The sequence below is a fragment of the Nonomuraea roseola genome, from assembly GCF_039535395.1.
Lineage (GTDB): Bacteria > Actinomycetota > Actinomycetes > Streptosporangiales > Streptosporangiaceae > Nonomuraea > Nonomuraea roseola.
In genome coordinates this window covers 2,470,709-2,494,513 of the sequence record NZ_BAAAXC010000015.1, presented here as the reverse complement: position 1 = coordinate 2,494,513, position 23,805 = coordinate 2,470,709, and the positions used below count along the sequence as shown (strand labels likewise).

The 23,805-nt window shown below is 69.1% G+C and carries 26 protein-coding genes, 1 tRNA gene and 1 pseudogene; 9 read left to right on the top strand and 19 right to left on the bottom strand.

The window, feature by feature from the left end; all coding sequences use genetic code 11:
• Positions 1-208: 208 nt before the first annotated feature.
• Positions 209-1,228: an anthranilate phosphoribosyltransferase gene (gene trpD, locus ABFX55_RS35030; protein WP_346127044.1), complete on the bottom strand. Its 1,020-nt coding sequence runs from the start codon at positions 1,226-1,228 to the stop codon at positions 209-211.
• 136 nt (positions 1,229-1,364) lie between these two features.
• Here trpD and ABFX55_RS35025 point away from each other — a divergent pair, with 136 nt between their 5' ends.
• Complete coding sequence (locus ABFX55_RS35025) at positions 1,365-3,125, top strand: carboxyl transferase domain-containing protein (RefSeq protein WP_346127043.1); 1,761 nt, start codon at positions 1,365-1,367, stop codon at positions 3,123-3,125.
• 10 nt (positions 3,126-3,135) lie between these two features.
• On the opposite strand, the gene ABFX55_RS35020 is transcribed toward ABFX55_RS35025, so the two are convergent.
• On the bottom strand, positions 3,136-3,750 hold the full coding sequence (locus tag ABFX55_RS35020) for a histidine phosphatase family protein (RefSeq protein ID WP_346127042.1): 615 nt from the start codon (positions 3,748-3,750) through the stop codon (positions 3,136-3,138).
• A 93-nt stretch (positions 3,751-3,843) separates the two neighbouring features.
• Entirely contained in the window at positions 3,844-5,178 is a 1,335-nt protein-coding gene (locus ABFX55_RS35015) for a PEP/pyruvate-binding domain-containing protein (protein ID WP_346127041.1), read from the bottom strand.
• Between ABFX55_RS35015 and ABFX55_RS35010 the strand changes: the two genes are divergently transcribed.
• The 3 genes from ABFX55_RS35010 to ABFX55_RS35000 all read left to right on the top strand — a co-directional run bounded on the left by ABFX55_RS35010 (position 5,152) and on the right by ABFX55_RS35000 (position 6,653).
• A complete protein-coding gene (locus ABFX55_RS35010) occupies positions 5,152-5,547 on the top strand; it encodes a DNA-binding protein (protein ID WP_346127039.1) in 396 nt (131 codons plus the stop codon). The genes ABFX55_RS35015 and ABFX55_RS35010 overlap by 27 nt on opposite strands.
• The gene (locus tag ABFX55_RS35005; protein ID WP_346127038.1) at positions 5,544-6,179 is read left to right on the top strand and encodes a transcriptional regulator; all 636 of its coding nucleotides are present in this window, start codon (positions 5,544-5,546) and stop codon (positions 6,177-6,179) included. Before ABFX55_RS35010 ends, ABFX55_RS35005 begins: the two co-directional genes overlap by 4 nt.
• 135 nt (positions 6,180-6,314) lie before the next feature.
• The gene (locus ABFX55_RS35000) at positions 6,315-6,653 is read left to right on the top strand and encodes a hypothetical protein (protein ID WP_346127036.1); all 339 of its coding nucleotides are present in this window, start codon (positions 6,315-6,317) and stop codon (positions 6,651-6,653) included.
• A 4-nt stretch (positions 6,654-6,657) separates the two neighbouring features.
• Here ABFX55_RS35000 and ABFX55_RS34995 read toward each other — a convergent pair.
• The 4 genes and pseudogenes from ABFX55_RS34995 to ABFX55_RS34980 all read right to left on the bottom strand — a co-directional run.
• Positions 6,658-7,254, bottom strand: a pseudogene (locus tag ABFX55_RS34995) (SDR family oxidoreductase); the annotation flags it as partial.
• Positions 7,255-7,275: 21 nt separating this feature from the next.
• Complete coding sequence (locus ABFX55_RS34990; RefSeq protein WP_183652393.1) at positions 7,276-7,515, bottom strand: hypothetical protein; 240 nt, start codon at positions 7,513-7,515, stop codon at positions 7,276-7,278.
• Positions 7,516-7,727: 212 nt separating this feature from the next.
• Complete coding sequence (locus ABFX55_RS34985; RefSeq protein ID WP_346127035.1) at positions 7,728-8,288, bottom strand: dihydrofolate reductase family protein; 561 nt, start codon at positions 8,286-8,288, stop codon at positions 7,728-7,730.
• 97 nt (positions 8,289-8,385) lie between these two features.
• Positions 8,386-8,781 carry a VOC family protein gene (locus ABFX55_RS34980; protein WP_346127034.1) on the bottom strand — a complete coding sequence of 132 codons (396 nt, stop codon included), beginning with the start codon at positions 8,779-8,781 and terminating at the stop codon, positions 8,386-8,388.
• 104 nt (positions 8,782-8,885) lie between these two features.
• Here ABFX55_RS34980 and ABFX55_RS34975 point away from each other — a divergent pair, with 104 nt between their 5' ends.
• Complete coding sequence (locus tag ABFX55_RS34975; protein ID WP_346127032.1) at positions 8,886-9,602, top strand: TetR/AcrR family transcriptional regulator; 717 nt, start codon at positions 8,886-8,888, stop codon at positions 9,600-9,602.
• 60 nt (positions 9,603-9,662) lie between these two features.
• Positions 9,663-10,094 (top strand): nuclear transport factor 2 family protein, encoded by a 432-nt coding sequence (locus tag ABFX55_RS34970; protein WP_346127030.1) that lies wholly within the window; start codon positions 9,663-9,665, stop codon positions 10,092-10,094.
• On the opposite strand, the gene ABFX55_RS34965 is transcribed toward ABFX55_RS34970, so the two are convergent.
• On the bottom strand, positions 10,091-10,483 hold the full coding sequence (locus ABFX55_RS34965) for a DUF6578 domain-containing protein (protein ID WP_346127028.1): 393 nt from the start codon (positions 10,481-10,483) through the stop codon (positions 10,091-10,093). The two genes, ABFX55_RS34970 and ABFX55_RS34965, sit on opposite strands and share 4 nt — an antisense overlap.
• Positions 10,484-10,587: 104 nt before the next feature.
• Between ABFX55_RS34965 and ABFX55_RS34960 the strand changes: the two genes are divergently transcribed.
• Positions 10,588-10,842, top strand: a complete 255-nt coding sequence (locus ABFX55_RS34960; protein ID WP_346127026.1) for a transposase — start codon at positions 10,588-10,590, stop codon at positions 10,840-10,842.
• A 39-nt stretch (positions 10,843-10,881) separates the two neighbouring features.
• Here the strand turns inward: ABFX55_RS34960 and ABFX55_RS34955 are convergent, their stop codons facing one another.
• The 6 genes from ABFX55_RS34955 to ABFX55_RS34930 form a co-directional block, all read right to left on the bottom strand.
• Positions 10,882-12,450: a GMC oxidoreductase gene (locus ABFX55_RS34955; RefSeq protein ID WP_346127024.1), complete on the bottom strand. Its 1,569-nt coding sequence runs from the start codon at positions 12,448-12,450 to the stop codon at positions 10,882-10,884.
• A 105-nt stretch (positions 12,451-12,555) separates the two neighbouring features.
• Positions 12,556-13,068, bottom strand: coding sequence for a carboxymuconolactone decarboxylase family protein (locus ABFX55_RS34950; protein ID WP_346127022.1), 513 nt, complete (start codon positions 13,066-13,068; stop codon positions 12,556-12,558).
• Positions 13,065-14,144 (bottom strand): NAD(P)H-dependent amine dehydrogenase family protein, encoded by a 1,080-nt coding sequence (locus ABFX55_RS34945; RefSeq protein WP_346127021.1) that lies wholly within the window; start codon positions 14,142-14,144, stop codon positions 13,065-13,067. The genes ABFX55_RS34950 and ABFX55_RS34945 overlap by 4 nt, the downstream gene beginning before the upstream one ends.
• Positions 14,145-14,374: 230 nt before the next feature.
• Entirely contained in the window at positions 14,375-14,785 is a 411-nt protein-coding gene (locus ABFX55_RS34940) for a hypothetical protein (RefSeq protein ID WP_346127019.1), read from the bottom strand.
• 51 nt (positions 14,786-14,836) lie between these two features.
• A complete protein-coding gene (locus ABFX55_RS34935) occupies positions 14,837-15,436 on the bottom strand; it encodes a dihydrofolate reductase family protein (protein ID WP_346127017.1) in 600 nt (199 codons plus the stop codon).
• 219 nt (positions 15,437-15,655) lie between these two features.
• Positions 15,656-16,231 (bottom strand): hypothetical protein, encoded by a 576-nt coding sequence (locus ABFX55_RS34930; RefSeq protein ID WP_346127016.1) that lies wholly within the window; start codon positions 16,229-16,231, stop codon positions 15,656-15,658.
• Between the two features lie 412 nt (positions 16,232-16,643).
• Here ABFX55_RS34930 and ABFX55_RS34925 point away from each other — a divergent pair, with 412 nt between their 5' ends.
• On the top strand, positions 16,644-16,982 hold the full coding sequence (locus tag ABFX55_RS34925) for a peptidase inhibitor family I36 protein (protein WP_346127014.1): 339 nt from the start codon (positions 16,644-16,646) through the stop codon (positions 16,980-16,982).
• A 212-nt stretch (positions 16,983-17,194) separates the two neighbouring features.
• Here ABFX55_RS34925 and ABFX55_RS34920 read toward each other — a convergent pair whose 3' ends face one another.
• From ABFX55_RS34920 to ABFX55_RS34905, 4 genes are all read right to left on the bottom strand, one after another.
• Positions 17,195-18,466, bottom strand: a complete 1,272-nt coding sequence (locus ABFX55_RS34920) for an FtsX-like permease family protein (protein ID WP_346127013.1) — start codon at positions 18,464-18,466, stop codon at positions 17,195-17,197.
• A gap of 38 nt (positions 18,467-18,504) precedes the next feature.
• On the bottom strand, positions 18,505-19,461 hold the full coding sequence (locus ABFX55_RS34915; RefSeq protein ID WP_346127012.1) for an ABC transporter ATP-binding protein: 957 nt from the start codon (positions 19,459-19,461) through the stop codon (positions 18,505-18,507).
• Between the two features lie 199 nt (positions 19,462-19,660).
• Positions 19,661-19,734 (bottom strand) — tRNA-Pro (locus ABFX55_RS34910).
• A 63-nt stretch (positions 19,735-19,797) separates the two neighbouring features.
• Complete coding sequence (locus tag ABFX55_RS34905; RefSeq protein WP_346127010.1) at positions 19,798-20,691, bottom strand: metallophosphoesterase; 894 nt, start codon at positions 20,689-20,691, stop codon at positions 19,798-19,800.
• A 30-nt stretch (positions 20,692-20,721) separates the two neighbouring features.
• Here ABFX55_RS34905 and ABFX55_RS34900 point away from each other — a divergent pair, with 30 nt between their 5' ends.
• Positions 20,722-21,174, top strand: coding sequence for a GatB/YqeY domain-containing protein (locus ABFX55_RS34900; RefSeq protein ID WP_346127009.1), 453 nt, complete (start codon positions 20,722-20,724; stop codon positions 21,172-21,174).
• Between the two features lie 156 nt (positions 21,175-21,330).
• Here the strand turns inward: ABFX55_RS34900 and ABFX55_RS34895 are convergent, their stop codons facing one another.
• Entirely contained in the window at positions 21,331-23,562 is a 2,232-nt protein-coding gene (locus ABFX55_RS34895; RefSeq protein WP_346127008.1) for a transglycosylase domain-containing protein, read from the bottom strand.
• Between the last annotated feature and the right edge of the window lie 243 nt (positions 23,563-23,805).

Genomic DNA, 23,805 nt, shown 5'->3' with positions numbered 1-23,805 from the left:
GCGCGCCTGCAACTCGCTTGACATCCTCTTGCAAGCGATGAAGATCTACGCATTGCGGGCATATGTCGTCAGTCCTGGAGCTCCCGCATGACCTGCGATGTCAGGTTTTGGGCAGGCTGTAGGTAATGATCCTCTTGCCTGCCCTTGACATCAGTGCGAAAAAATGGTTGGAATCACTTCCCTTGCAAGCGTGGCCGCGACTCGTCGCTTACCAGGTGCGCGTCGCGGTGGCCCAGCGTTCCAGGAGGGCTGTCGCCGCGCCCGTGTCGATCGCCGTGAGGGCTCGCTCGTACGCCGCCCCGAGCCCCGCGACCCCCTCTCCACTCGCGGCGGCCAGCGCGGCGGCGGCGTTCAGGCAGACGATGTCGCGCACCGGCCCCTTCGCCCCGCCGAGGACCTCCTTCGCCACGCCCGCGTTGTGCGCCGCGTCGCCGCCCCTGAGGTCGTCGACGGTGGCCCTGGGAATGCCCAGCGCCGCGGGGTCGAAGCGGGCCGAGGTCACCTGTCCTTCGCGCACCTCCCAGATAGTGGAGGGGCCCGTCGTCGTGAGCTCGTCGAGCCCGTCGTCGCCCCTGAACACCAGCGACGTGCACCCGCGAGCGGCCAGCACGCCCGCGACCACCGGCGCCATCCTCTCGTGGAAGACCCCGACGGCCTGCGCGCTCGGCCTGGCCGGATTCACCAGCGGGCCGAGGAAGTTGAAGACGGTCGGTGTGCCGAGCTCTCTCCTCGGCCTTCCTGTATGCCTGAACGCGGGGTGGTAGATCGGCGCGAACAGGAAGGTGATCCCCACCTCGTCCGCGACCCGCGCGGCCCGTGCGGGCGGAAGGTCGATCACCACGCCGAGCGCCTCCAGCACGTCGGCGGCGCCCGAGGACGACGTCGCCGCCCTGCCTCCGTGCTTGACGACTCTCGCGCCCGCCGCCGCGGCGACGACGGCGGCCATCGTGGAGATGTTCACGGTGTGCGCCTGGTCTCCTCCGGTCCCCACGAGATCGACGGACTCACCCGGCAGGTCGAAGGGGGCCGCCCCGTCGAGCAGCGCCCCTGCGAGCCCCGACACCTCGGCGACGCTCTCGCCCTTGGCGCGCAGGGCCACCGCGAACCCGGCGATCTGCGCGTCGGTCGCCGCCCCCGACATGATCTGCCGCATCGCCCACGCGGTCTCCTCCGCGCGCAGCGAACCGCCGTCGAGCAGGGTGGTGAGAAGAGCGGGCCAGGTCGTCATGGTGCTGCCTCCAGTCGTTTCGACAAGGAGACCGAGCAGCCGACCACCTCGCCGAGGCGGTCATCGGATGTCGCGACGTGCCGCCTAGGAGGCGGGCCACCAGAAAATCGCGATCATGACGTGACATGCTACCAACATGTCGGTGCTCTCACCCCTCAGGGGCACGGTGGTCAGCGTCGAGGTCGCCCAGGGTGACCTGGTACGGCAGGGCGCCCCGATCGTGATCGTCGAGTCCATGAAGATGGAGCACGTCGTCGAGGCGCCGCAGGCCGGCATCGTCGGACAGGTGGCCGTCGGCCCCGGTGACACGGTCGCCGAGGGCGCGCTGCTCGTCCACCTCGACCCGGTCCCCGCCGCCGCCGACGTCGTCTCCGAGGCCGCCGAGATCGATCTGGAGAGCGTCAGGCCCGACCTCGCCTCGGTGATCGAGCGGCACGCGAAGGGGCTCGACCAGGCCAGGCCCGAGGCGGTCCGCAGACGTCACGCGAGCGGGCACCGTACGGCGAGGGAGAACATCGGCGACCTGTGCGACAGCTTCGTGGAGTACGGCCCGCTCGCCATCGCCGCGCAGCGGCAGCGCCGTACCCTCGAGGACCTGATCGAGCGCACCCCCGCCGACGGCCTGGTCTGCGGCCTCGGGGAGATCGACGGTGTGCGGTGCGTGGTGATGTCCTACGACTACACCGTGCTCGCGGGGACCCAGGGCTACCAGAACCATCGCAAGACCGACAGGATGCTCGACCTCGCCCACCGGCGGCGGCTGCCCGTCGTGCTGTTCGCCGAGGGCGGCGGCGGGCGTCCTGGCGACACCGACACCAGCGTCGTGTCCGGTCTCGACGTGATGAGCTTCCACGCCATGGGACGGCTCAGCGGGCGGGTCCCGCTGGTGGGCATCGCCTCAGGGCGCTGCTTCGCGGGCAACGCCGCCCTGCTCGGCTGCTGCGACGTCATCATCGCCACCCGCGACTCGACCATCGGCATGGGAGGGCCCGCCATGATCGAGGGCGGCGGGCTCGGCGTCCACGCCCCCGAGGAGATCGGCCCCATCGAGGTGCAGACCGCCAACGGCGTGGTGGACCTGCCCGTCGAGGACGAGGCGGAGGCGGTGGCCGTCGCCAGGCGGTACCTGTCGTACTTCCACGGGCCCGCAGGGGAGTGGGCCTGCGCCGACCAGCGGCTGCTGCGGCACGTCGTCCCCGAGAACAGGGTGCGGCCCTACGACGTGCGCCAGGCCGTCGAGACCCTCGCCGACACCGGCTCCGTTCTCGAGCTGCGGCGCGCCTACGGCGCGGGGATCGTCACCGCGCTCGTCAGGATCGAGGGCAGGCCGATGGGCCTGATCGCCAACAACCCCGCCCACCTGGGCGGCGCCATCGACCGTGACGCCGCCGAGAAGATGGCACGCTTCCTGCGCCTGTGCGACGCGCACGGCCTGCCCGTCGTCTCGCTCTGCGACACACCTGGTTTCATGGTCGGTCCCGAGGCCGAGCAGACCGCGACGGTCAGGCACTTCAGCCACCTCTTCGTCGTCGGCGCGAACCTCTCCGTGCCGCTGGTGACCGTCGTGCTGCGCAAGGGGTACGGCCTCGGCGCGCAGGCCATGGCGGGAGGCAGCTTCAAGGCGTCCATGGCCACGGTGGCCTGGCCGACGGGCGAGATCGGCGGCATGGGCCTGGAGGGCGCGGTACGGCTGGGCTACCGCAAGGAGCTGGAGGCGGCCGAGGATCCTGACGCGCTGTTCGAGCAGATGGTCGCGGCCGCCTACGAGCACGGCAAGGCCGTCAACGCGGCCTCGGTCTTCGAGCTCGACGACGTGATCGATCCCGCCGACACCCGCCGGTGGATCACCGCCGCGCTGCCTCTCGAGGTGCGGCGCAGGGAGCGGCCATGGGTCTGAAGAAGCCACCTCACGGCCTCATGCCTTCGGGGAACCCGGTCCAGCGCAGGTCGGGCGGGAGGTGGCTCATGTCGTTGAACATCACGATCGTGGGCGGCAGGCCGTTGCGGTACTCGATGACCGTCAGTGCGGTGTTGGCGCTGTTCAGCCCGAGCCACCGGGACGGCGGCGCGTCCAGTGCGTGCCGCACCAGCCACGCGATCTGGTAGGCGTGCGTCACCAGGACCTCGTGTGTGTCGCGCCTGGTCTCTTTCGTGGTCGTGTCGGGGGCCTTCGCGAACCGGGCGACCAGGGCCTCGGCGAGCTGCTTGCCCGAGGCCGCCTCGGCGTCGTCGTAGCCGTCGAAGAAGCCGGCCCAGGACGGGGGTGTTTCGGCCGGGCCGGGAACGTAGGGCACGTGGTCGACGAGTTCGGCGGCCTCAGCCACGGGCACGTTCGGTAGGTGCAGGGCGAGTTCGCGCGCGCTTGCTACGGCGCGTGGTAGCGGAGAGTGCCACACGGCGTCGACCGGTACGCCGGCGAGCCGTTTGCCCAGCAGGCTCGCCTGCCGGTGCCCGATGCCTGTGAGCTCTCCGAACGCGTCGGCCGCGCCGTGGCGTGCCAGGTAGAGGTGTCGCGTTGCCATGATCAGTCAGGGTCGCGGTGTCCGTGCGGGCCCGTCCCCCATCTCCTTCCGGTCCGTAGGTGTGGGTCCCCGGCCGTGGACGTAAGTGATCAGTCACGCGTCTGTCGCCGTGACGGTGCCGGTGGTGCCGTCGATGGTGATGATGGTGTCGTCGTGGAGCCTGCTCGTCGCGTTCGGAATGCCGAGCACGGCGGGGATGGCGTGCTCGCGAGCGACGATCGCGGCGTGGGAGAGCACGCCTCCGGTTTCGGTGACGACGCCGGCGGCGATGCGCAGCAGCGGCGTCCAGGCGGGGTCGGTGAAGGGGCAGACGAGGATGTCGCCCGGCTGCACGCGCGCGAAGTCGCCGGGACCGCGGACGATCCTCGCGGTGCCGGTCACGCTCCCGCGGCTGCCCGGTGTTCCGGTGAGTGTGGCGGCCGGGGTGTCCGAGGCGACGGAAGGCGATGTCGGTGGCGGGGGCGCGGCGGTGACCGGCCGTGCCTGCAGGACCCAGATGCGGCCGCCGACGATCGCCCACTCGATATCCTGCGGTCCCCCGAGTACGGCAGCGATCTCGTCGCCCAGCCTGGCCAGCTGCGCGGCGGTCGCGTCGTCGATCGTCGGCTGGTTCCGGGTACGGGTGGGCACGTCGCTGACGACGAGCCGCGTGCCGCGCCGGTCCAGGCGGGTCCGTTTGTCTGCGACGGTGCGTGCGACCGACCCGTCCCTGGCGACACGGTAGGCGTCAGGGGTGACCTTGCCCTCGACGACGCTGGGGCCGAGGCCCCAGGACGCCTCGATCCCGGTCGCGTCGTTCGGGTCAGCGGGTGTGAACATGACCCCGGATACCTCGGCGTCCAGATGGCGTTGGACGATGACGGCCATCGCAGGATCGTCGGACGGCTGGTCGTCGCGGCCGGAGGCACTTCGGTAGTGGATGGCACGTGGAGAGAACAGCGAGGCCCAGCAGGCACGTACGGCGGCGGCGACCTCGCTGACTCCGTGCACAGCGAGAAAGCTCTCGTGCTGGCCGGCCGCCGACGCCTGACAGGTGTCCTCGTTCGCCGCCGACGATCGCACCGCCACGGGCGGATCGCCGAGCTCGTCGAGCGCGCGTCCGAGCGCGTCGATCACGGTGGCGTGGACCGGGCGGGCCTCGATCGCCTGCCGCGTCGCGTCGGGATCGCCCGACTCTCCGGCGAACCGTCCGAGGTCCAGGTCGCGGACAGCGGCGAGGTAGGCGGCGAACGAGACGACGAAGCCGTCGGGAACCGGCAGGCTCGCGCGGAGCAACGCGCCGAGTGCGCCGGCCTTGCCACCGCAGGTGTCGACGACAGCCTCCGTGAGGGGTACGAACATGCACCTTCGCCCTTCAACGGATAATTGACAACAATTCGTTGATTTTGCATCATGAGTTGCATGCAACGCAAGCAGGACATCGCTCACACCGCGCATGCTGATCACGCCCAGGCCGTCCGCGAGCAGGACGCGCGCGAGCGTCTTCTGAGCCTGGGCGCAGCTGCGCTCGACGCCCGCCCGTGGCGACCCTCGCCCGCCCCGCTGTCGGCGGTCGACCTCACGCAGTTCGCCGTCTGGCGCTCCGCCGACCTGGACCCGGAGGACATCCTGAGCGCGCTCGCCCTCCTGCCCGCCGCACGCGCCGAGGTCGAAGGGCTCGAAGCCGCCCTGCTGTTCACGGCCAGGAGTGCGGGACTCACCTGGGCGCAGATGGCACACGCGATGGGGTTCAACTCCCCGCAGGCGTGTCAGCAGCGGTACATGCGCCTGGCAGCACGACAGGACGACGACTCGTGACGCGGGACTCTCCGTCCGGCCTCCTGGTTCTGCACGCCGTGCGCATCACCGGATTCGCGGACACCCCGCTGATCGCTCGTCGGTACGCACTCGATGCGGCCACGACGAAAGAGGTGCTGGGCGACGGCGAGGCGCGTGGCTGGGTCGAGTACACCGCCTTCGCCGGCACCGGAGGTTGGTCGTTGACCGGGCCCGGCCGGGTGGAGAACGAGCGCCGGCTTGGGGTCGAGCTCGCACGCGTCGGCGGCGCCGACGAGGTCCGTGACGTCTACCGCCAGTTCCTCCCGCTGAACGCCCTCCTGCTACGAGCCTGCACCGACTGGCAACTCCGGCCCACCGCCGGCGATCGGCTCGCCGTCAACGACCACTCCGATCCCGTCTGGGACGGCCGAGTCCTCCACGAGCTCGCCGGCATCGACCGCGCACTCACGCCCCTCGCGGAACGACTCGGGAGCGTCCTCACCCGGTTCCGTGGATACGACACACGATTCACCACAGCTCTGGCGCGCGCCCGAGCCGGGGAGGGCGCCTGGGTCGACCGCACCGACGTCGACTCCTGCCATCGTGTCTGGTTCGAGCTCCACGAGGACCTCATCGCCACGCTCGGCCTCGACCGGCACGCGGCACCCTGACCCCACGACCAGGGCACGGACATTCGTGGAGGATCGGCTCGATAGCGGGTCTATCGCCATTGGCTGTGAAGGTTGATGGGAGTCGGGGCCGTAGGTCTCCACGGTTTCGTCGGAGCGTGACCTTATGGTGACGCTATGAACACACGACGCGCAGCGTGTGCGGAGCTGATCGTCTTCACCGACGATGAGCTGGCTCGGTTGGACACGCTCCCCGACCCCGCACACGAGCTCGAACCAGCGGCGGTTTGCGAGCTGGAGGCCGGTCACGAAGGGCCGCACCTCGCGCTGGGGCAGACCTCGGGGTTCGACGACGAGTGGTGGATCCGGTTTCTCGGTGACGTCCGCGAGTTCGTCACACCGAAGCCGTGCCCCGCCGAGACATCCGACCCGCAGTTCCCTCGCGAGTCATGGAGATGCGGGCTGCCCCAGGACCACCCTGGCGCCCACACGTTCGAGCTCAGCGCGGGCGTGTGAAGGCTCAGCCCTTACGCCACTCGTCCGAGGTCAGGGCCCCTGCCGCCTGCGGGCCCATGAGCGACAGGCCGCCGTCCACGAACAGCGACGCCCCGGTGATGTAGGAGGAGGCCTGGTCGGCGAGGAACGCGACGGCGGCGGCCACCTCCCTGGCGTCGCCCGGTCTGTCGACGGGATAGCCGGGCCGGCTGCCGGGCTGTGGCGGCTCGTCCTCCTGTCCCGTCATCGGGGTGGCGATCTCGCCAGGCGCGATGGTGTTCACCGTGATGCCGTACGGCGCCAGCTCCAGTGCCAGCACCCTGCTGAGCATCCGCAGCCCGCCCTTGGCCGCGCAGTAGGGGCCGGCCCCGACCCTCGGATACTCCTCGTGCACGCTGGTGACGTTGACGATCCTGCCGCCGCGGCCCGCGGCCACCATGCGGCGGGCCGCCCGCTGCGCGCACAGGAAGGCACCGTCCAGATCGACGGCCATGACCGAGCGCCATCGGGCGTAGTCGGTCTCCAGCAGCGGCTCGGAGGTGCCCGTGCCCGCGTTGTTGACCAGCACGCCGAGCCCGCCGAGTTCGTCGGCCAGTTCGTCGACCACGGCCGCGGCCAGCTCGGGGTCGGTGAGGGGCGCACCTCACCAGCGCAGGACACCCTCGCGCGGACGGCCGTCCGATCTGTCGGCCCTGATGCGCTCCGCCAGCTCGTGGAGGTTACGGGACAGCCGGTCGGTATACAGGTCGAGGGCTCGCCAGTACACCGTCGGCTGCTGCTCGAGCAGTCGCATCCGGTCCTGCGGGTCCATCTGCGCGAACCGCTCGGCCACCTCGTCAGTCGGGGCCACCATGAGCGACCAGTAGAAGGGGAACTCGGGCACGACGCACCTCCGGCGTACACCAGACACCTCTGTCGATACCTGGCCGCTGCCCTCAAGCGTCGCGGACGAACCTGCTCTCGCGGGACGGGCTCGACGGTCATCGGCCAGGACAGCTCGATGGAGGAGACGGTGCGCCTGATGCTGTCCCGCGCCCGGCTGGGCGGGGTGCCCGCGACCGCCTGACGCATCCTGCCGCGAGCCGGAGGCCGCGTTCAGGAGCGCTTCGGCTCGAAGTGCAGCGCGGTGATCCCGCAGTCGAACGGGCGCGCGGTGACCAGGCGAAGCTGCTGGTAGGCGCCGGAGGGGAACACCGGCATGCCGGCGCCGATCGCGGTCGGGTTGACGAACAGGTGGAGTTCGTCGAGCAGGCCCTTGGCGATCAGTTCCGAGACGAGCGTGCCGCCGCCGTAGGTGATGATGTCCCCGCCCGGCTGGGCCTTGAGCTTGTTCACGGTCTCGGCGAGGTCGCCGCCGGCGACGACGGCGTTCTCCCAGGGCGACTCGGTCAGGCTGTTGGAGATCACGACCTTGGGCGTGTTGTTCATCCAGTCGATGGACTCCTGGGTCTCGCCCTCGGGCTGGGCCGCCCACGTCGGGATGAACCCCTCGGCGAGGTTGCGGCCCAGCACGATGCAGTCGACCGGTTCGGTGAGCGCGTCGATGTAGGCGCTGATGTCGTCGGTCCACGGGAACGTCATCCAGTCCATCTCGCCGTTCGGGCCGGCCATGTAGCCGTCGACGGTGGTCTGGACCTGGAGCTTGAACGTGCGCATGGGGTGCTTCCTTCTCGGAGTGTCGCGGCTGTCGTTGTGTGCCTTCAGCTTGCCGGGGCCCGCTTACGGCGTGTTTAAGGCTTCCCTACGGCCTGGCTCAAGCGGTCGCGGGCATGTGCAGGACGCTCCACAGGTGTCCGTCGAGGTCGCGGAAGCTGCGGGAGTACATGAAGCCCTCGTCCTGCGGCTCGCCGGAGGCCTGCCCTCCCGCGGACACCGCGGCGTCGGCCAGTTCGTCGACGCGCTCGCGGCTGTCGACCTCGAGGGCCAGCGCCACCTCCTGCGCGATGGCGGTGTCGGCGGGCTCCCTGCCGGTGATGGTCCTGAAGAAGGGCTCGGTCACGAGGAGGGCGTAGATGCGCTCGTCGATGACCATGCAGCCGGCCTCGTCGCTGGTCAGGTCGGCGTCGAAGGCGAAGTCCAGCTTGGTGAAGAAGTCGATGGACGCGTTCAGGTCGCTGACGTGCAGGTTGATGAAAATCTTGGTAGCCATCTCGGCGCTCCTGTTTCTCGTAGACACTTAGTGTCCGTCGGACACAAGGTGTACGCTAGACACATAGGGGCCAGGTTGACAACCCCGAATCTGAAGGAGGACGGATGGCGAGCGACGAAGACGGCGCGTTCGGATTGCTCTGGAGCCAGGAGGAGCGGTCGGCCAGAAAGGCGCGCCCCGCGCTCAGTCTCGAGCTGATCGCCCGCTCCGCCATCGACATCGCCGACGCCGAGGGCATACCCGCGGTGTCCATGCAGCGCGTCGCCGGCGACCTGGGCTTCACCAAGATGTCGCTCTACCGCTATGTGGCCAACAAGGCCGAGCTCATGGCCGTGATGATCGACACGGCTGTCGGCGAGCCACCCGGGCTGGACCGCGTGCCCGGTGGCTGGCGGCCCAAGATGGAGGAGTTCGTCAGGTTGCTGGCCGAGACGTGGGAGCGCCACCCATGGCTGCCGTCGGTGACGGTGGGCAACCGGGTGATGGGGCCCAACGAGATCGGCTGGATCGACGCGGCGGTCAGCGCGTTCGCGGACACGTGCCTGACAGGGGGCGAGCGGATGGCCACGGCGTTCCTGCTGTTCGCGCATATCCGCAACACCCAGTCCACGGCCTCAGCGGGCACCCAGCCGTGGACCACCGAGGGCAGCGTGGCCGTGACCATCGGCGAGCTCATGGCCACCCATGGCGCGCGCTTCCCCGACCTCACCCGCGCCATGGCCGAGACCGGCGGCCTCCTCGACGACAACGGGCGCAGGTTCGGCCTCGACCGCATCTTCGACGGCATCGCCGGGCTGATCGCGCAACGGGAGCGTCCCTGATCGAGTCCGAGGTCCGATCGCCGCCAGCGCTGCCTCCGGCGTACCGGTGACACTGGGGCCATGAGCACGACAGAGCGGCAGGCGGACGCCTGGGCGGTCATGGAGAGGTTCTACGCGGCCGAGGCCGCGTACGTCGCGGCGGGCGGCTTCGGCAAGTCCAGCTACGACGAGGTGGCCAGGTATCTCGATCCCGAGGTCGTCCTGTACCAGGCTCCAGGGTTGCCTTTCACGGGAACGGGAGCCTGGCGGGGACGTGACGGCATGGAGCAGTTCCTGGCCAGGTTCAGCGAGGTGTGGGAGTCGATGGACTTCCTCGAGCAGGAACACTGGGGCGACGCCGACACCGTCGTGGTGCGCAGCCTGGTGCGCTTCCGCTCCCGCGCCACAGGCAAGGAGGTCGACTCGCTGATCCTGCAGCTGATCAGGGTGAGGAACGGGCGCATGCTGGAGTGCCGCCCGTTCTACTGGGACCCCGCCGCCACCTGGATCTAGCGGTCAGGCCGCTCGACCGTGGACAGTCGCACCAGATAGCCGGAGAACCTCTTGTCGCCCTGATCCTTCTCCCAGCCGTCGGCGCGCTCCACCGGCGTGAGCACGCCCGACCCCTGGACGGGATACAGGCCTGGAAGGTCCTCGCCCGGCTTCGGGGCGTAGGCGCAGCGGACGGCGCTGATCGCTCTCACCACGGCCTCGGTGGCCGGGGTGCCCGCGGGGAACAGATCATGATGGTCTTCGGCCCTGTCGACCTGGACGGGGCCCAGGACCGTGGCCAGCCACTCGAGGTCGGGCGGGCCCAGCTTCCACGAGACCCGCGATCCCACGCTGAACGGGTCGCCGCAGCACTGCATCTGCCAGTCATCGACCCATACGACCAGATCCATGCGGCCAGTCTGCCCCATGGCGAACGCCCTGGCCGCTTCCCCTGACCAGGGCGCCCGTCTGTCCAGAATAAGGGCATGTGTCCGAATCGCATATGCTCGCGGACATGATGCGCTGGCTCTCTCCTGATGGGATCGAGGTCGAGCACATCGTCAGGGACGAACGCCCCTGCCTCCGCGTGTCCCACCGCGTCGACGGCAGGCGCTACCACGTCGCCGACTGCTGGAGTCCTGAGCAGGTCGCCCTGCACGTGGACCTGGCCAGCCTGGTCGAGGTCGTGGACCTGCAGCAGATCAGAGCGAAGCGCCGCCCGCGAGGCGATCAGGTCGTCACCGGCGCGAGCGGCGGACGACAGGCCTGAGCGCTCGGTGGAGGGCTCCTGGCCGGTGGCGGCGGGCGCCTACAGGTCGGTGGCGATGATCTTCTCGATGTTCCGCTCGGCGAGCGCGGTGATGGTGACGAACGGGTTCACGCTCGTGTTGCCGGGGATGAGCGAGCCGTCGATGACGTACAGGCCGGGGTAGGCGGTGAGGCGGCCGTAGTTGTCGGTCGCCTTGTTCAGCACCGCGCCGCCGAGCGGGTGGTACGTGAGATGGTCGCCCCAGATCTTGTAGACGCCGAAGAGGTCGGTCCTGTAGATCGTCCCCTCCTTTGCGTTGATCTTGTCGAAGATCGACTTGGCCATGTCGATGGACGGCTGCTTCCACGCCGTCTGCCAGTTCAGGTCGACCTGGCCCGTCGCGGCGTTCCAGGAGAACTGCGCGCGGTGGGGGTTCTTGGTGATCGACAGATAGAACGAGGCATAGGTCTCGATCCCGGTGGGCAGCGGCGCGACCTCGGCGAACGCGCCGCCTGCCGCCCAGTTGTCGATGCCTGAGCAGGGGATGGTCGACTGGAGCTTGCCTGTCGGGTCCCACAGGTGGTTGGCGCGGCCGCACATGACGTTGCCGTTGTCGCCCCAGCCCTTGCCGACCTCGTCGTTCAGGTGGGGCAGCGCGCCGGTGGCCTTCAGCTTGACCAGCAGCTTGCTGGTGCCGACGCTTCCCGCGGCGAAGAACACCCTGTCCGCGATCACGGTCTTGGTGGCCGCGGTGTCGCCGTTGGTGTTGAGCTGGTCGATGACGACCGTGTATCCGCCACCTGCCGCGGGAGCGACCGAGGTGACCTTGTGCAGCGGCGAGATGGTGACCTTGCCGGTGGCCCTGGCCTGGGCGATGTAGGTCTTCTGCAGCGACTTCTTGCCGTGGTTGTTGCCGTAGAGGATCTCGCCGGCCAGCGCCGACTTGGGGGCGGTCCCCGCAGCCTCCTGCTTCATGTAGTCCCAGTCGTAGACGTCGGGCACGAAGACGAACGGGAACCCGGAGCGCTGGGCGTGCTTCCGCCCGACCCTGGAGTACTGGTAGCAGGGGGTGGAGTCGAACCAGGCCGGGTCGATGGTGCCGACCCCGAGCCCGGCGTTGGCGCGCGGGTAGTAGACGTTGTACATCTCGTCGGCGTTCACCGACGGGAGGACGGCGGCGAAGTTCTCGCGCTTGGGAGTGACCGCCATGCCCCCGTTGACCAGCGAGCCGCCGCCGACACCGCGCCCCTGGTAGACGGTGATGCCACTGAAGTCCTCCGCGTCCAGGATCCCGGTGTAGCGGGAGATGTTCCTGTCGATCGGGAAGCCGAGGAAGTAGTTGAGCGGGGCCTTGGTCCTGGTGCGCAGCCAGTAGGACCGGTGGTCGGGCTCGAGCGTGCTGCAGAAGATCTTGCCGTCGGGGCCGGGGGTGTCCCAGGCCATGCCCATCTCGATCATGTGCACGTCGACGCCCGCCTGGGCGAGGCGCAGAGCGGCGACGGAGCCGCCGTAACCGGTGCCGATCACCAGGGCGGGGACGCGGGCCCCCGAGGCGATCGGAGCAGCCGAGCGGACGGCCGAAGCCTGGGCCGAGGGAGCGCGACCCGCGAGGGCCGCGACACCCAGCATGGAGCCTGTTCCTGCGATGAATCCACGGCGCGAGATGCCTAAGGTCTTGTCGCTCACGTGATGGGCCTCACTCTCGACGAAACGAGAACACGTTCTCCATATGGGTCACAGCGCGTCCGCCCGCCTGGCCGAGGGGGACGAACCGCTGGGCAGCCTGCACACGGTGTCGAGGCCCAGCACATGGTTGAGCCGGCCGAACGCCAGCCAGGAACCGATGCTCATGCTCAGCTCCACGATCTCGAGCTGGCTGTAGTGCGCGGTCATCCGCGTCCAGAACTCGTCGTCGAGGCCATGGTGGTCGAGGGCGTACCGCTCGGCGTACTCGGCGGCGAGCCTGGTGCGGTCGTCGAAGGCGTCGGTGGTGCGCCACTCTGTCACCGCGTCGGCGAAGCCCTCCTCGACCTTCTGCCCGTCGCGCTCGGTGCGCCAGTCGAGGCAGAAGACGCACCCGTTGATCTGTGCGATCCGCAGCCGCGCGGCCTCGAACTCGCGGAGCCCGAGGGTCGTGTGGGCGTACACCGCCATCGAGAACTTCGAGGCGGCGATCCCGATGCCGGGGACCATCTCGCCCCACACGTACTCGATCGCATCCCTGCCCTCGGGGATGTCGATGTTCACGGCTTTCTCCTCCCGAGTTTGCCGACCGCGGGGCGCAGCGGGACGTCGAGCGCGTCGTAGAGCCCAGGCTCCGCGTCCGCGAGCCAGTCGATGGCGCTGACGAGCCGGCCCACCGCGGTGGCGTTCCCTCCAGCGGAACGGTTGCCGTCCTCGTCGGTGGCCTCGACCGTGACCTCGATGCGCGGACGGCCCTCGATGATCACCCGGTGCGCCCCCTCGCCGTCGGGCGGCGTCGGCCAGTCCGGTGCGCAGGACGCGTGGATGCGGGTGACGTGCTCGATGACGATGCGGGGTTCGCCCTCGACGATGCCCTGCACCTCGAACCGCACCGCGCCCTGGGTGCCCGCCTCGAACTCGCCCATCGTCCTGGTGCTCACCGTGGAGTCGAGCGGCCGCCTGTCCAGGGTCTCCCTGATCTCGTCGAGCTCGACGCCGAGCGCCCTGGCCATCAGCCGTACCTGCCCGCCCCACACCATGGTCGGGACGGTCGGGGCGAGCATCGGCGGCTCGTAGTCCATCGGCTGGCCCATGCCGACCAGATACCTGACCGAGTCCTGCTGGTCGTAGGTGGAGTAGTCGAAGATCTCCTGGCAGCGGATCACGTCCACGGTGGTACCGAGCCCGCTGATCAGCAGCGGCAGCACGTCGTTGCCCCATCCGGGATCGACGCCTGAGACGAACAGCGAGCCACCGCCGTCCTTGATGGCCTCGAGCACGGGCTCACGCAGCTCCGGCGGGGCGTTGCGCTGGTCGTAGAGCGCGTACAGCGACGGGGTGACGACCACGGCCCCGGCTCGGATCGCCCTGATGATGTCGGCGAGCGCCTCGTCGGGACGGATGTCGCCGGACGCCGCGTACACGACGGCGCGTGGGCCGGCGGCCAGCACGGCGTCGATGTCGTCGGTCGCCGCCACCCCCAGGTGGTGGCCGAGTCCGCCCAGCTCGCCCGCGTCGCGGCCGACCTTGTCGGGGTTGTGGACGAGCACGGCCGCGAGCTTCAGCGTCGGATGGGCCTCGACGGCGCGGATGGCCGCGCGGCCGACGTTGCCGGTACCCCAGACAACCGTGGACATCATGGGCGGAGCGTAGCAAGCGCTTGGTTTGGTGTACAGGGCCCTCCGCGCAATGATCCAGGCAAGGCGAAAGCCCAGTTGGAACCGGCCTTCCCAACCGGGCAGGGGCGGCGGGAACCGTCCCTGCCATCGCTGGGCGTCAAGGGGCCGATCACCTGAAGTCGGTGGCGTGCGGCGCGGTCGCCGCGCCGATCACGTGAGGCGGGTGGCGTGCGGCGCGGTCGCCGCACGGATCACCTTCGCCGCGTCTCGCCGGCCGGCAGCCGTAGCCGCCGCCGAACCCGCTGAACGCGTTCGGCGTTCCTCTCGTGGTCGTCGATGCCTAGGCGCGCCCTTCGCTGCAGACGGTCCTGGACGGTCGCCCCGAGTGTCGCGTCGCGCCACTTCTTCCACCTCTTCGGGCGCCTGCTCTCAAGGCGCTGCACGGCCGACTCTTCTGCCGCCTCATCGACGACGCCGGTGATCGCATCGAGCGTCTGACTCACGTGCCGTCTGTTGGCCCGATGGGGGGCGCTCTTGTTCCTGCGGATGGACTTGCGAGAGCTCTTGTCGTTCTCGCCGTAGTCGTTCCGACGATCTTTCGTGTAGCTCAGCCGCTTCTTCTCCTGCGGACTTCTTCGCCTGCTGATCGTCTTCACCGCCATCGTTCGCCCCTTGATCCAAAGGTAGCGAAGCGTCATCGATCCATGGCTCTTCTACCGGATCACCCGGTACGTCAGATGGGTGACGAGGCTGGTGCCCGAGGGGTCGCCGAGGGGTTCGAGGGTGATGTCCCCGACGCTGTCGAGCAGCCGCTCGCCCCTGCCGAGGATCACGGGCGCGACGTGCAGACGCAGCTCGTCGATGAGCCCTGCCGCCAGGTACTGGTTCACCGTCTCGGCGCCGCCGGCGATGGCGACGTCGCGATCGCCTGCGGCCTCGCGCGCCTGGGCCATCGCCGCCTCGATCCCGTCGGTGACGAAGGTGAACGTCGTGCCACCCTTCATCGTCACCTGCTCACGCGGGTGGTGCGTGAGGACGAAGACCGGCGCGTGGTACGGCGGCTCGTCGCCCCACCAGCCGTTCCAGTCCAGGTCCCAGGCGCCGCGGCTGGGGCCGAACATGTTGCGGCCCATGATGAAGGCTCCTGCCGCGGTGATGTCCTCGATCACCGCGGCGTGCCGCTCGGGCTCGTCGAACATCCACTGGTGCAGGCGGTCGCCCACGCCCTCGCCCATCGGCTTCTCCAGGCTCTGGTGCGGTCCTGCCACGAAGCCGTCGAGGGACATCCCCATGTCACAGGTGACCTTGCTCATCTCGCTACCTCCTGCGTTTCCGGGCGCTCGTCCGGCGCCGCTTTCAGGAGGAGGTCGGAGGCGTCCGCCCGTTCTCTACACGCCGGCCGAAGATTTTCAAAATGTGGTCCTCCCGATCACCAGAGCGGACGCCGTCGTCGGCCGTCCCGGAAACGGGTCGTCCACGGGACACTGCCGCGACCGAGGAGCGCACGTCCGGTGGAGCGGCTGAGCGCGAAGTCACACCAGCGCGTACATCAGGCGGTACGGGCCCCAGCGCAGCGCTCTGCTGAGGGTGAGGTTCCTGGTGTCGACGCCTTCGAGCAGGACGGCCAGCGCCATGTCCACGGCGTTGACCGGACCTGACGCCTGCCCCTCGACGGGTACGCGCCCCCAGGCCCAGCCCCGTCGCCTGAGCAGGACGCGCGTGTCCGCGCGGCGGAGTTCGAAGTCCCTGCCGGACCCCACCGCGATGTAGGTGTAGCGGGCGCCTTCGTGGTCGAGACGGAGGGCGCGCCCGCCGCGGGTCAGCGCCCACCAGCGACGCCGGAGGATCACCTGGCGCCCTTCGATGTCCACTCTGGCGCCGCCCAACGACGGCATGTAGGAGTACGCACGTCCGGTTAGGCGAGCGGTCGGAAGGTGTTCGCCGCGCACCTCGGCCGCGAAGAGGTTCGTGTCGTCGTCCCGCGCCACCGGATACTCGACCTCAGCCCGACCGAACGGGCCCACCTCGCCCCGCAGGCCGAACCGGTGGTACGTGCGGCTCCCCACGCGCACCTCGAACGGTTCGAGCACGAAGGTGAAGCTCGCCATCGGGGTCCCTGCCGTTCTCCATCACCAGGCTGCTGAGGGAGATCAGGAAAGCACAGCAAGCCGGCGGTCAGTGACGCGGGTCGGGATCGGGCGCGCTGGTGAAGGAGTGAGAGCGCGACCCGACGACTGCGGGGCTCACTACCAGCTCGATGGGGCGCTCGCTTCCTGCCCATCGGGGTGTCTGCATCTCTGGGCCTGAAGGCGACACGACAGGCCAACGCTGACCAAACAGGCAGCCAACGCCCGCCTTCTACCGTTCGTCGTCTGGATCAATTCGTGGATCTCGTGTGGTGAGCCCGCGCGAGGAAGCCTTGAGCGAGAGCGAGACGCAGTGGCGACGTCCCAGTCGAACCCATCGGATCAGCCGAAGAGAACCCGATCACTGTTGTTCCGCGGCTGCCTGGTTGCGGTCATGGCCGCGATCCCCTTCACGGTCACCGCAAGCCCCGCAAATGCAACATGGGCCGACTGCTACAACAACAGCCAATTCTGCCTGTACGAGGACGCTGGCTCCCAAGGAGACGAGTACGGCAGAAAGACGTCTCTCGGAGACTACGAGCTTGGTGGCTGGAACGGGGACAACGAGATTTCCGCCATCGCCAACTACTCCGCATGGTGCGCCACCATCTACTCCAACGACGGGCAGAAGGGGAGAACCCTGACAGTGAGGCCCGGCCGAACTCTCAACCAGTTGAAGGACTGGGACTTCAACGACGACGCCGAAAGCTATCGACTGCACCGGTGCGTGTAAACGAGGTGAGGCGCCCCGCCCATCAGGGCGGGGCGTCTGGATACAGCCCGCCTCTGCCAAGTAGCCGGTGAGGGATCTATGGGAATTCCAAGCGAACGGTTTCCATCTACGCGGGCACGGAGATCATCGCCGCGGGACGGCTGTCCTTCGAGTACAGCACACGAGGTGACGGCCACCCACTCCTCGCGACACGAGCACACCAAGTGGCAAGGTCAATCGGACAGCAGGGACCCGCATCGTGCCCGGCGCGTGGCGGCCAGTCCACCGGCCAGGCCGCTCATCGCGCAGACCAGCACCAGCCCGGCGTACTGCGGCAGGGAGTAGGCGAACCACGGCTCGCCGGTCGCCGCCTTGCCGAGCGCGGTGAGCGAAGCGGCGGCGATGCCCGTTCCTAGCAGTGTCCCGGTGCACGTCACGATCAACGTCTCCCAGCACACTGCTCTCGCGAGCTGCCGCGGCTTGGTCCCCACGGTGCGTAGCAGCCGGATCTCCTCGGTTCGCTCGGTCATCGTCATGGCCGTCGCGTTGAGCACCGAGATCACGGTGTAGACCACCCCCGATCCCACCAGTAGCGGGGCCGCCCACGCCGACGGCCCAGTACGGGTCACACCCGCGGCCGCGTCGGCGGTCGCCACCGCGAACAAGAAGGTGCACGCCAGCGCCACAGTCAACATCACCGGAGACGCCGCCGCCATCGCCCGGCGCGGCTGGGTGACCAGAGAAGACCTTGCCAACATTCCGGCACCCGGATCGAGCCAGGCCACTGCGGCCCCGAGCAGCCAGCCCATCCCGCGCAGCACGACAGGACCCAACGCGGATGTGCCCACGCAGAGCGCCATCGTCGCCCCCAGCCCGGTCGGCACCGCGGCCGACGCCTTGACGTGCGGCACCAGAGACAACAGCACGACGCCCCCAGCCAGCGCCACCGCCCCGATGATCGCCCTGGACCAAGGCAGCAGCCGCCGCTGCGCCGCGCTCTCCCGCAACACCTCCAGCGGCCCCACACCGACCGCCTTGCGCGCCGCGACCCTGGCAGCCAGCAGTGTCACCGCCAACCCGACCACCAGCGCCATGATGAACGGCCCCGCCGTGACCTCCACCGGGACCCCCGCAGGTGCCAATCCGGTCATCCGCATGACCGCCGCCATCAGCGCGGCGTACGGCACCGCCAGCACGCAGCCCGCCACACTCGCCAGCACGGCCACCACCAACGCCTCCGCCATGATGAGCCGGCGCACCTGCCGCGGCGTCATACCGACCGACCGCAGCAGCGCCCACGTCCTGCGCTGCCGCAGCACATGCAGGCTCAGCATGCCCGCGACCACGAAGACCGACACGAATCCCGACACCGCGGCCGACATCACCAGCAACCCCATGACGCCGTTCAACTCATCGCGCGCGCCTGCACCGGCGACCACCATGCCGCTGCCGCCCACCAGCATCACGGCCAAGAGCACCGCCGCCAACGAGGCGGCGAAGCCCATCCGATTGGACCGGACGTTGTTCCAGGCCAGTACGAGTGTCACCGGCGGCCGCCCAGCCGCATGCCGATCTGGTCGGCCGAGGGCCGGTCGAGGACATCGACGATCCGCCCGTCGGTCAGGAACAGCACACTGTCCGCCTGGGCCGCCGCCTCCGGATCGTGCGTGACCATCACCACCGTCTGGCCGAACGCGTCGACCGCTTCCCGCAACAGCGCCAGCACCTCATGCCCGGTGCGGCGGTCCAACGCCCCCGTCGGCTCGTCGGCGAACAGCACCTCCGGCCTGCCCAGCAGGGCGCGGGCGATCGCCACCCGCTGCTGCTGGCCACCGGACAGCTGCGTCGGGCGATGCCTCTCCCGCCCGGCCAGTCCGACCCGGTGCAGCAACTCGCGCACGCGTGACGGGTCGGGCCGCCGCCTGGCCAGGCGGCTGGGCAGGATCACGTTCTGCCACGCGGTCAGCGACGGCACCAGGTTGAACGCCTGGAAAATGACGCCGATCCGGTCGCGGCGCAGCACCGCCAACTCCTTCTCGCCCAGGTGGGTGATGTCCTGCCCTGCGACGCGAACCGTGCCCGAATCCGGCCGGTCCAGCCCCGACGCGCACTGCAGCAGTGTGCTCTTCCCCGACCCCGAAGGGCCCATCACAGCGGTGAAACTGCCGCGCGGGAACCCGACGCTGACCTGACAGAGCGCGGCGACCTCGGTAGCGCCTTTCCCATATGTCCTGGTCACTCCCTCAAGAAGGACCGCGTGATCGCTCATGATCAGCAGCGTGTCGGAATCAGCGCCATCGCCCATCAGGCATCTCCCTGATCCGTCCCTGACGCTCGCCGCACGACCCTGACGCCTCATCCCCTGAGAGAGCACCATTGGCCAGATGTTCTGGTGTGCCTGGTTGTCGCCCGGCACACGCAGCTTCCGGCCGCTGCAGCAGATCCGTCGCTCCTGGTGGCGACCGAAACTGTCGAGACCATCGCCGGTCTCGTCGGGCACTCCGGCACCAGCGTCACGGAGGAGAGGAGGTCTACCGGCATCAACTCAAGCCGGTGATCACCAAGGGTGCCGAGACCATGAACGCCATCTTCGGCGACAGCCAGGAGCAGTCCGACTGAGGTGGCTCCCCATCGACCTCCAGAGAACGAAAAAGAGGCCCCGGATCTCTCCGAAGCCTCTTCTCACTGCAACTACTGGGTCGGGGTGGCGGGATTTGAACCCACGGCCTCTTCGTCCCGAACGAAGCGCGCTGCCAAGCTGCGCTACACCCCGGTGCACGTCCGTCTTGCACGTGCCTGCACGAGTCTAGCGGACTTCGGGGGTGCGTGTGACGCCTCAGCGGCGCGGGACCAACGTCAGCAGCGAGGCCTCGGGGAAGCAGGCGAACCGGGCAGGCGCATAAGGGGAGGTCCCGAGCCCTGCCGACACGTGCAGCCAGGCCGATTCGTGGCGGTGAAGTCCCTTCACGCGGGCCTTGTCGATGCCGCAGTTGGTCACCAGGGCGCCGTAGAAGGGGATGCAGAGCTGGCCGCCGTGGGTGTGGCCGGCGAGCAGGAGCTGGTATCCGTCGGCGGCGAAGCGGCTCATGTTGCGCGGCTCGGGGGAGTGCATGACGCCGAGGCGCAGGTCGGCGTCGCGGGGGGCGGGGCCGGCCACGAGGTCGTAGCGGTCGCGGTCGATGTGGGAGTCGTGGATGCCCGCCACGGCGATGTCAAGGTCGCCTACCTTGACGCGGGCCGTGGTGTTGTTCATGTCGAGCCAGCCCTCGGCGGCCATGCCCTCGCCGAGCTCGCGCCAGGGCAGGGAGGGGACGTGCTGGCGGCGCTCGCCCTTGGAGGTGCGCCAGAGGTAGCGGACCGGGTTCTTGGGCTTGGGGGCGTAGAGGTCGTTCGAGCCGTACACGAACAGGCCAGGACGTGACAGCAGCGGCTCGAGGGCGTGCAGCAGCGCGGGGACCGCGTCGACGTGGGCGATGGAGTCGCCGGTGTTGACGACGAGGTCGGGCTCGAGGGATCCGAGGGAGCGCACCCAGTTGACGAGCATGCGACGGCCGGGCGTCAGGTGCAGGTCGGACAGGTGCAGGATGCGCACCGGCCGCTGGCCCCGCTCGAGGACGGGCACGTCGAAGCGTCGCAGACGGAAGCTGTTTCGCTCGATGACCGAGGCGTAGCCGAGACCGGCCACGCCCAGACCGAGCAGGGACAGGGGGACTGCGACAGCTTTCCTCATCTCTTCATGATGCCTGAAAGGATGGAGCACATGAGCGCATTGAAGGACAAGCTGAAGGCCGACCTGTCGGCCTCGATGAAGAGCAGGGACGAGGTGCGTCTGCGGACCATCCGCATGGCGCTGGCCGCGATCAACGTGGAGGAGGTCGCGGGTAAGCAGGCCAGGGAGCTGTCCGACGACGAGATCCTCAAGGTCCTCACCAAGGAGGCCAAGAAGCGCCGCGAGGCCGCCGAGGCGTTCGGCGGCGCCGGCCGCGAGGAGCAGGCCAAGGCGGAGCTCGACGAGCAGGCCGTGCTGGAGGAGTACCTGCCGGCGCAGCTGTCGGACGAGGAGATCGGCCGCATCGTCGACGAGGCCGTCGCCGAGCTCGGCGTGTCGGGTCCGCAGGCGATGGGCCAGGTCATGAAGGTCGTCAACCCGAAGGTGGCAGGCCGCGCCGAGGGCGGCCGCGTGGCCCAGATCGTCCGCGCGCGCCTTTCCTGACCGTACGGCAAGCCACCCCGCCCCACCGCGGTCACCGCTGACCGGCCGTCCATCACGGCACTCCAGCGGCGACGGTGACCCGCCGTCACGTGGACGGGCAGGCCCTGTGACACACCGACGCCGGAGGCCCGTGCAGGCCTCCGGCGTGTGAAGGGGTCAGCGTCCCGGGGTGATCGGGCCGCCGTTGTCCTCGCCGGTGTCCCAGATGTCCAGCGGGCCCTCGTCGTCGGGGTTGCCCCACGGGCCGTCGCCCCGGTCCCTGTCCCTGTCCTTGTCCTTCTTCGGCGGCTTGGGCGCGCAGCTCTTGGTGCAGCCGCCGAAGCGGTCGCGGTCGTACGGCGTGAAGGACGGCGCCTCGACGCCCTTGAGCGCCTGGATCATCGAGTCCTTCCAGATCCGGCCCGAGATGGTGGCGCCGTAGACGTAGCTGTAGAACTGGCCGCCGATGGTGACGTTGGTCAGGTCGTGCTCGAAGGCGCCGCGCGGGTCGCCGACGCTGACGGCCGAGGCGAGGTTGGGCGTGTAGCCGGCGAACCAGGCGGCGGTGTAGCCGTCGGTGGTGCCGGTCTTGCCCGCCGCATCGCGTCCGATGCCGCCGACCTCGGTCATGGTGCCTCTGGTGAAGACCCCGGACATGACCTCGTTGACCGCGTCGGCGACCTTCTCGTCCATGACCTGCTTGCACTTGGGCTTGGAGGAGGTGATCTTGCCGTTGCGGTCGCGGATCTCGGTGATGGCCATCGGCCTGCAGTACTCGCCGCGGGCGGCGAAGACGGCGAAGGCGTTGGAGACGGTCACGGGGTCCATCTCGTTGACGCCGAGGGTGAAGGTCGGGACCTCCTGCAGCTTGCCGCCGTCGGCGCGCTTGATGCCGAGCTTCTCGGCCACCTTGACGACCTTGCAGAGGCCGACGGCCTCCTCGAGCTTCATGAAGAAGGTGTTGACCGAGCCCTCGGTGCCGGTGCGCAGCGTCTTGAAGCCGCCGCCGCCCTCGCTGGAGTTACGGACCTGGTGCGTCTCGCCGACCCGGTTGCCCTTGCAGTCGCGGAAGGGCGACAGCGCGTTGGTGGGGATGTCGTAGGAGGCGCCGGTGGAGTTGCCGTCGTCGATCTTCCAGCCGTTCTCCAGCGCCGCGGCCAGCGTGAACGCCTTGGCGGTCGAGCCCTGCTGGAAGCCGACGCCGCCGCCGTGCTTGCCGTCGGCGGCCAGGTTGATCAGGGTCTCGTTCTTCTTCTTGTTGTCGCCGAACTTGCGGCTGGCGGCCATCGCCTTGATCTCGCCCGTGCCGGGCACGATCATGGCCTGGGCCGCGACCGGCTTGTCCTTGATGCTGACGCGCTTGGCGATCGCCTGCTCGGCGGCCTTCTGCATCTTCGGGTCGAGCGTGGTCTTGACGCGCAGGCCGCCGCGCTGGAGCAGCTTCTCGCGGTCGTCCGGCGTGGCGCCGAACTCGGGGTTGGTGAGGATCTCGTGCTTCACGTAGAGGCAGAAGTACGGGAACTTGCTCTCCTCGCAGCCACCGGGGATCTGGGTGCCCTTGAAGCCCAGCTTCTCCTTCTTGGCCGCCGCCGCCTCGGCCACGGTGATCTTCCCGAGCTCGGCCATCCTGTCGAGGACGGTGTTGCGCCGGTTGATCAGCTGGTCCCTCGCGGTCTTGCCCAGGGTGGGGTCGGTGCGGACCGGGTTCTGCACGGCACCGGCCAGTGTGGCGGCCTCGGACAGGTCGAGCTTGGCGGCCGGCTTGCCGAAGAAGCGCTTGGCCGCGGCCTGGATGCCGTAGGCGCCCGCGCCGAAGTAGGAGATGTTGAGGTACTTCTCGAGGATCTGGTTCTTGGTGTACTTCGCCTCGATCGCCATGGCGTAGCGCAGCTCGTCGAGCTTTCGGGAGACGGTCGGCGCGATGGCCGCCAGCGCCTCCTTCTTCGTCTTGGCCTTGTTGAACTGCACCAGCTTGACGTACTGCTGGGTGATCGAGGAGCCACCCTGGACCACGCCGCCGCCTGTGACGTTCTTGGCGAGGGCGCGGGCGGTGCCCTCGATGTCGATGGCGCCGTGCTCGTAGAAGCGGAAGTCCTCGATCGAGATGATCGCCGTGAGCATCACGGGGGCGATCTGTTCGATCTTCACGGACTCGCGGTTCTGGTAGTAGAACTGCGCGATCTGCTTGCCCTCGGAGTCGAAGATCTCGGTGCGTTCAGGAAGCGGAGGCTCGTCGAGCTGTTCGGGTCGCAGGGAGAGCGACTCCGTCGTCGACTTGGCCGTCAGGCCCACGCCGCCGACGGCGGGCAGGGCGATGGCAGCGGTCAGCACGCCGCCTGCGGTGCCGGCGGCCAGCAGCCGTACGACGTTCACGAACGGGTTCGAGCGGTCTTTGCCCTGAGCTTGCACGGAACCAAGACTACGTCGAAAGAGAGGCGTAATCGGTAACCGGAGGCCATTTCGCCTTGACTGGGAGGGGTGACTAGTCATTCCCGGTCAAGCATCTCCCGAGAAATTGGTCCTGCCGGGGTCTGTCGGCCCGAAGGTCTGGTTGCGTAACTTCTCCACTGCGGCAACTGAATACGGAGGCTCGGCGCCCGCGCCCGTCGGCCCCAAATGACGACTGACCACCTAAGGGGAGTGGGGTCGAAA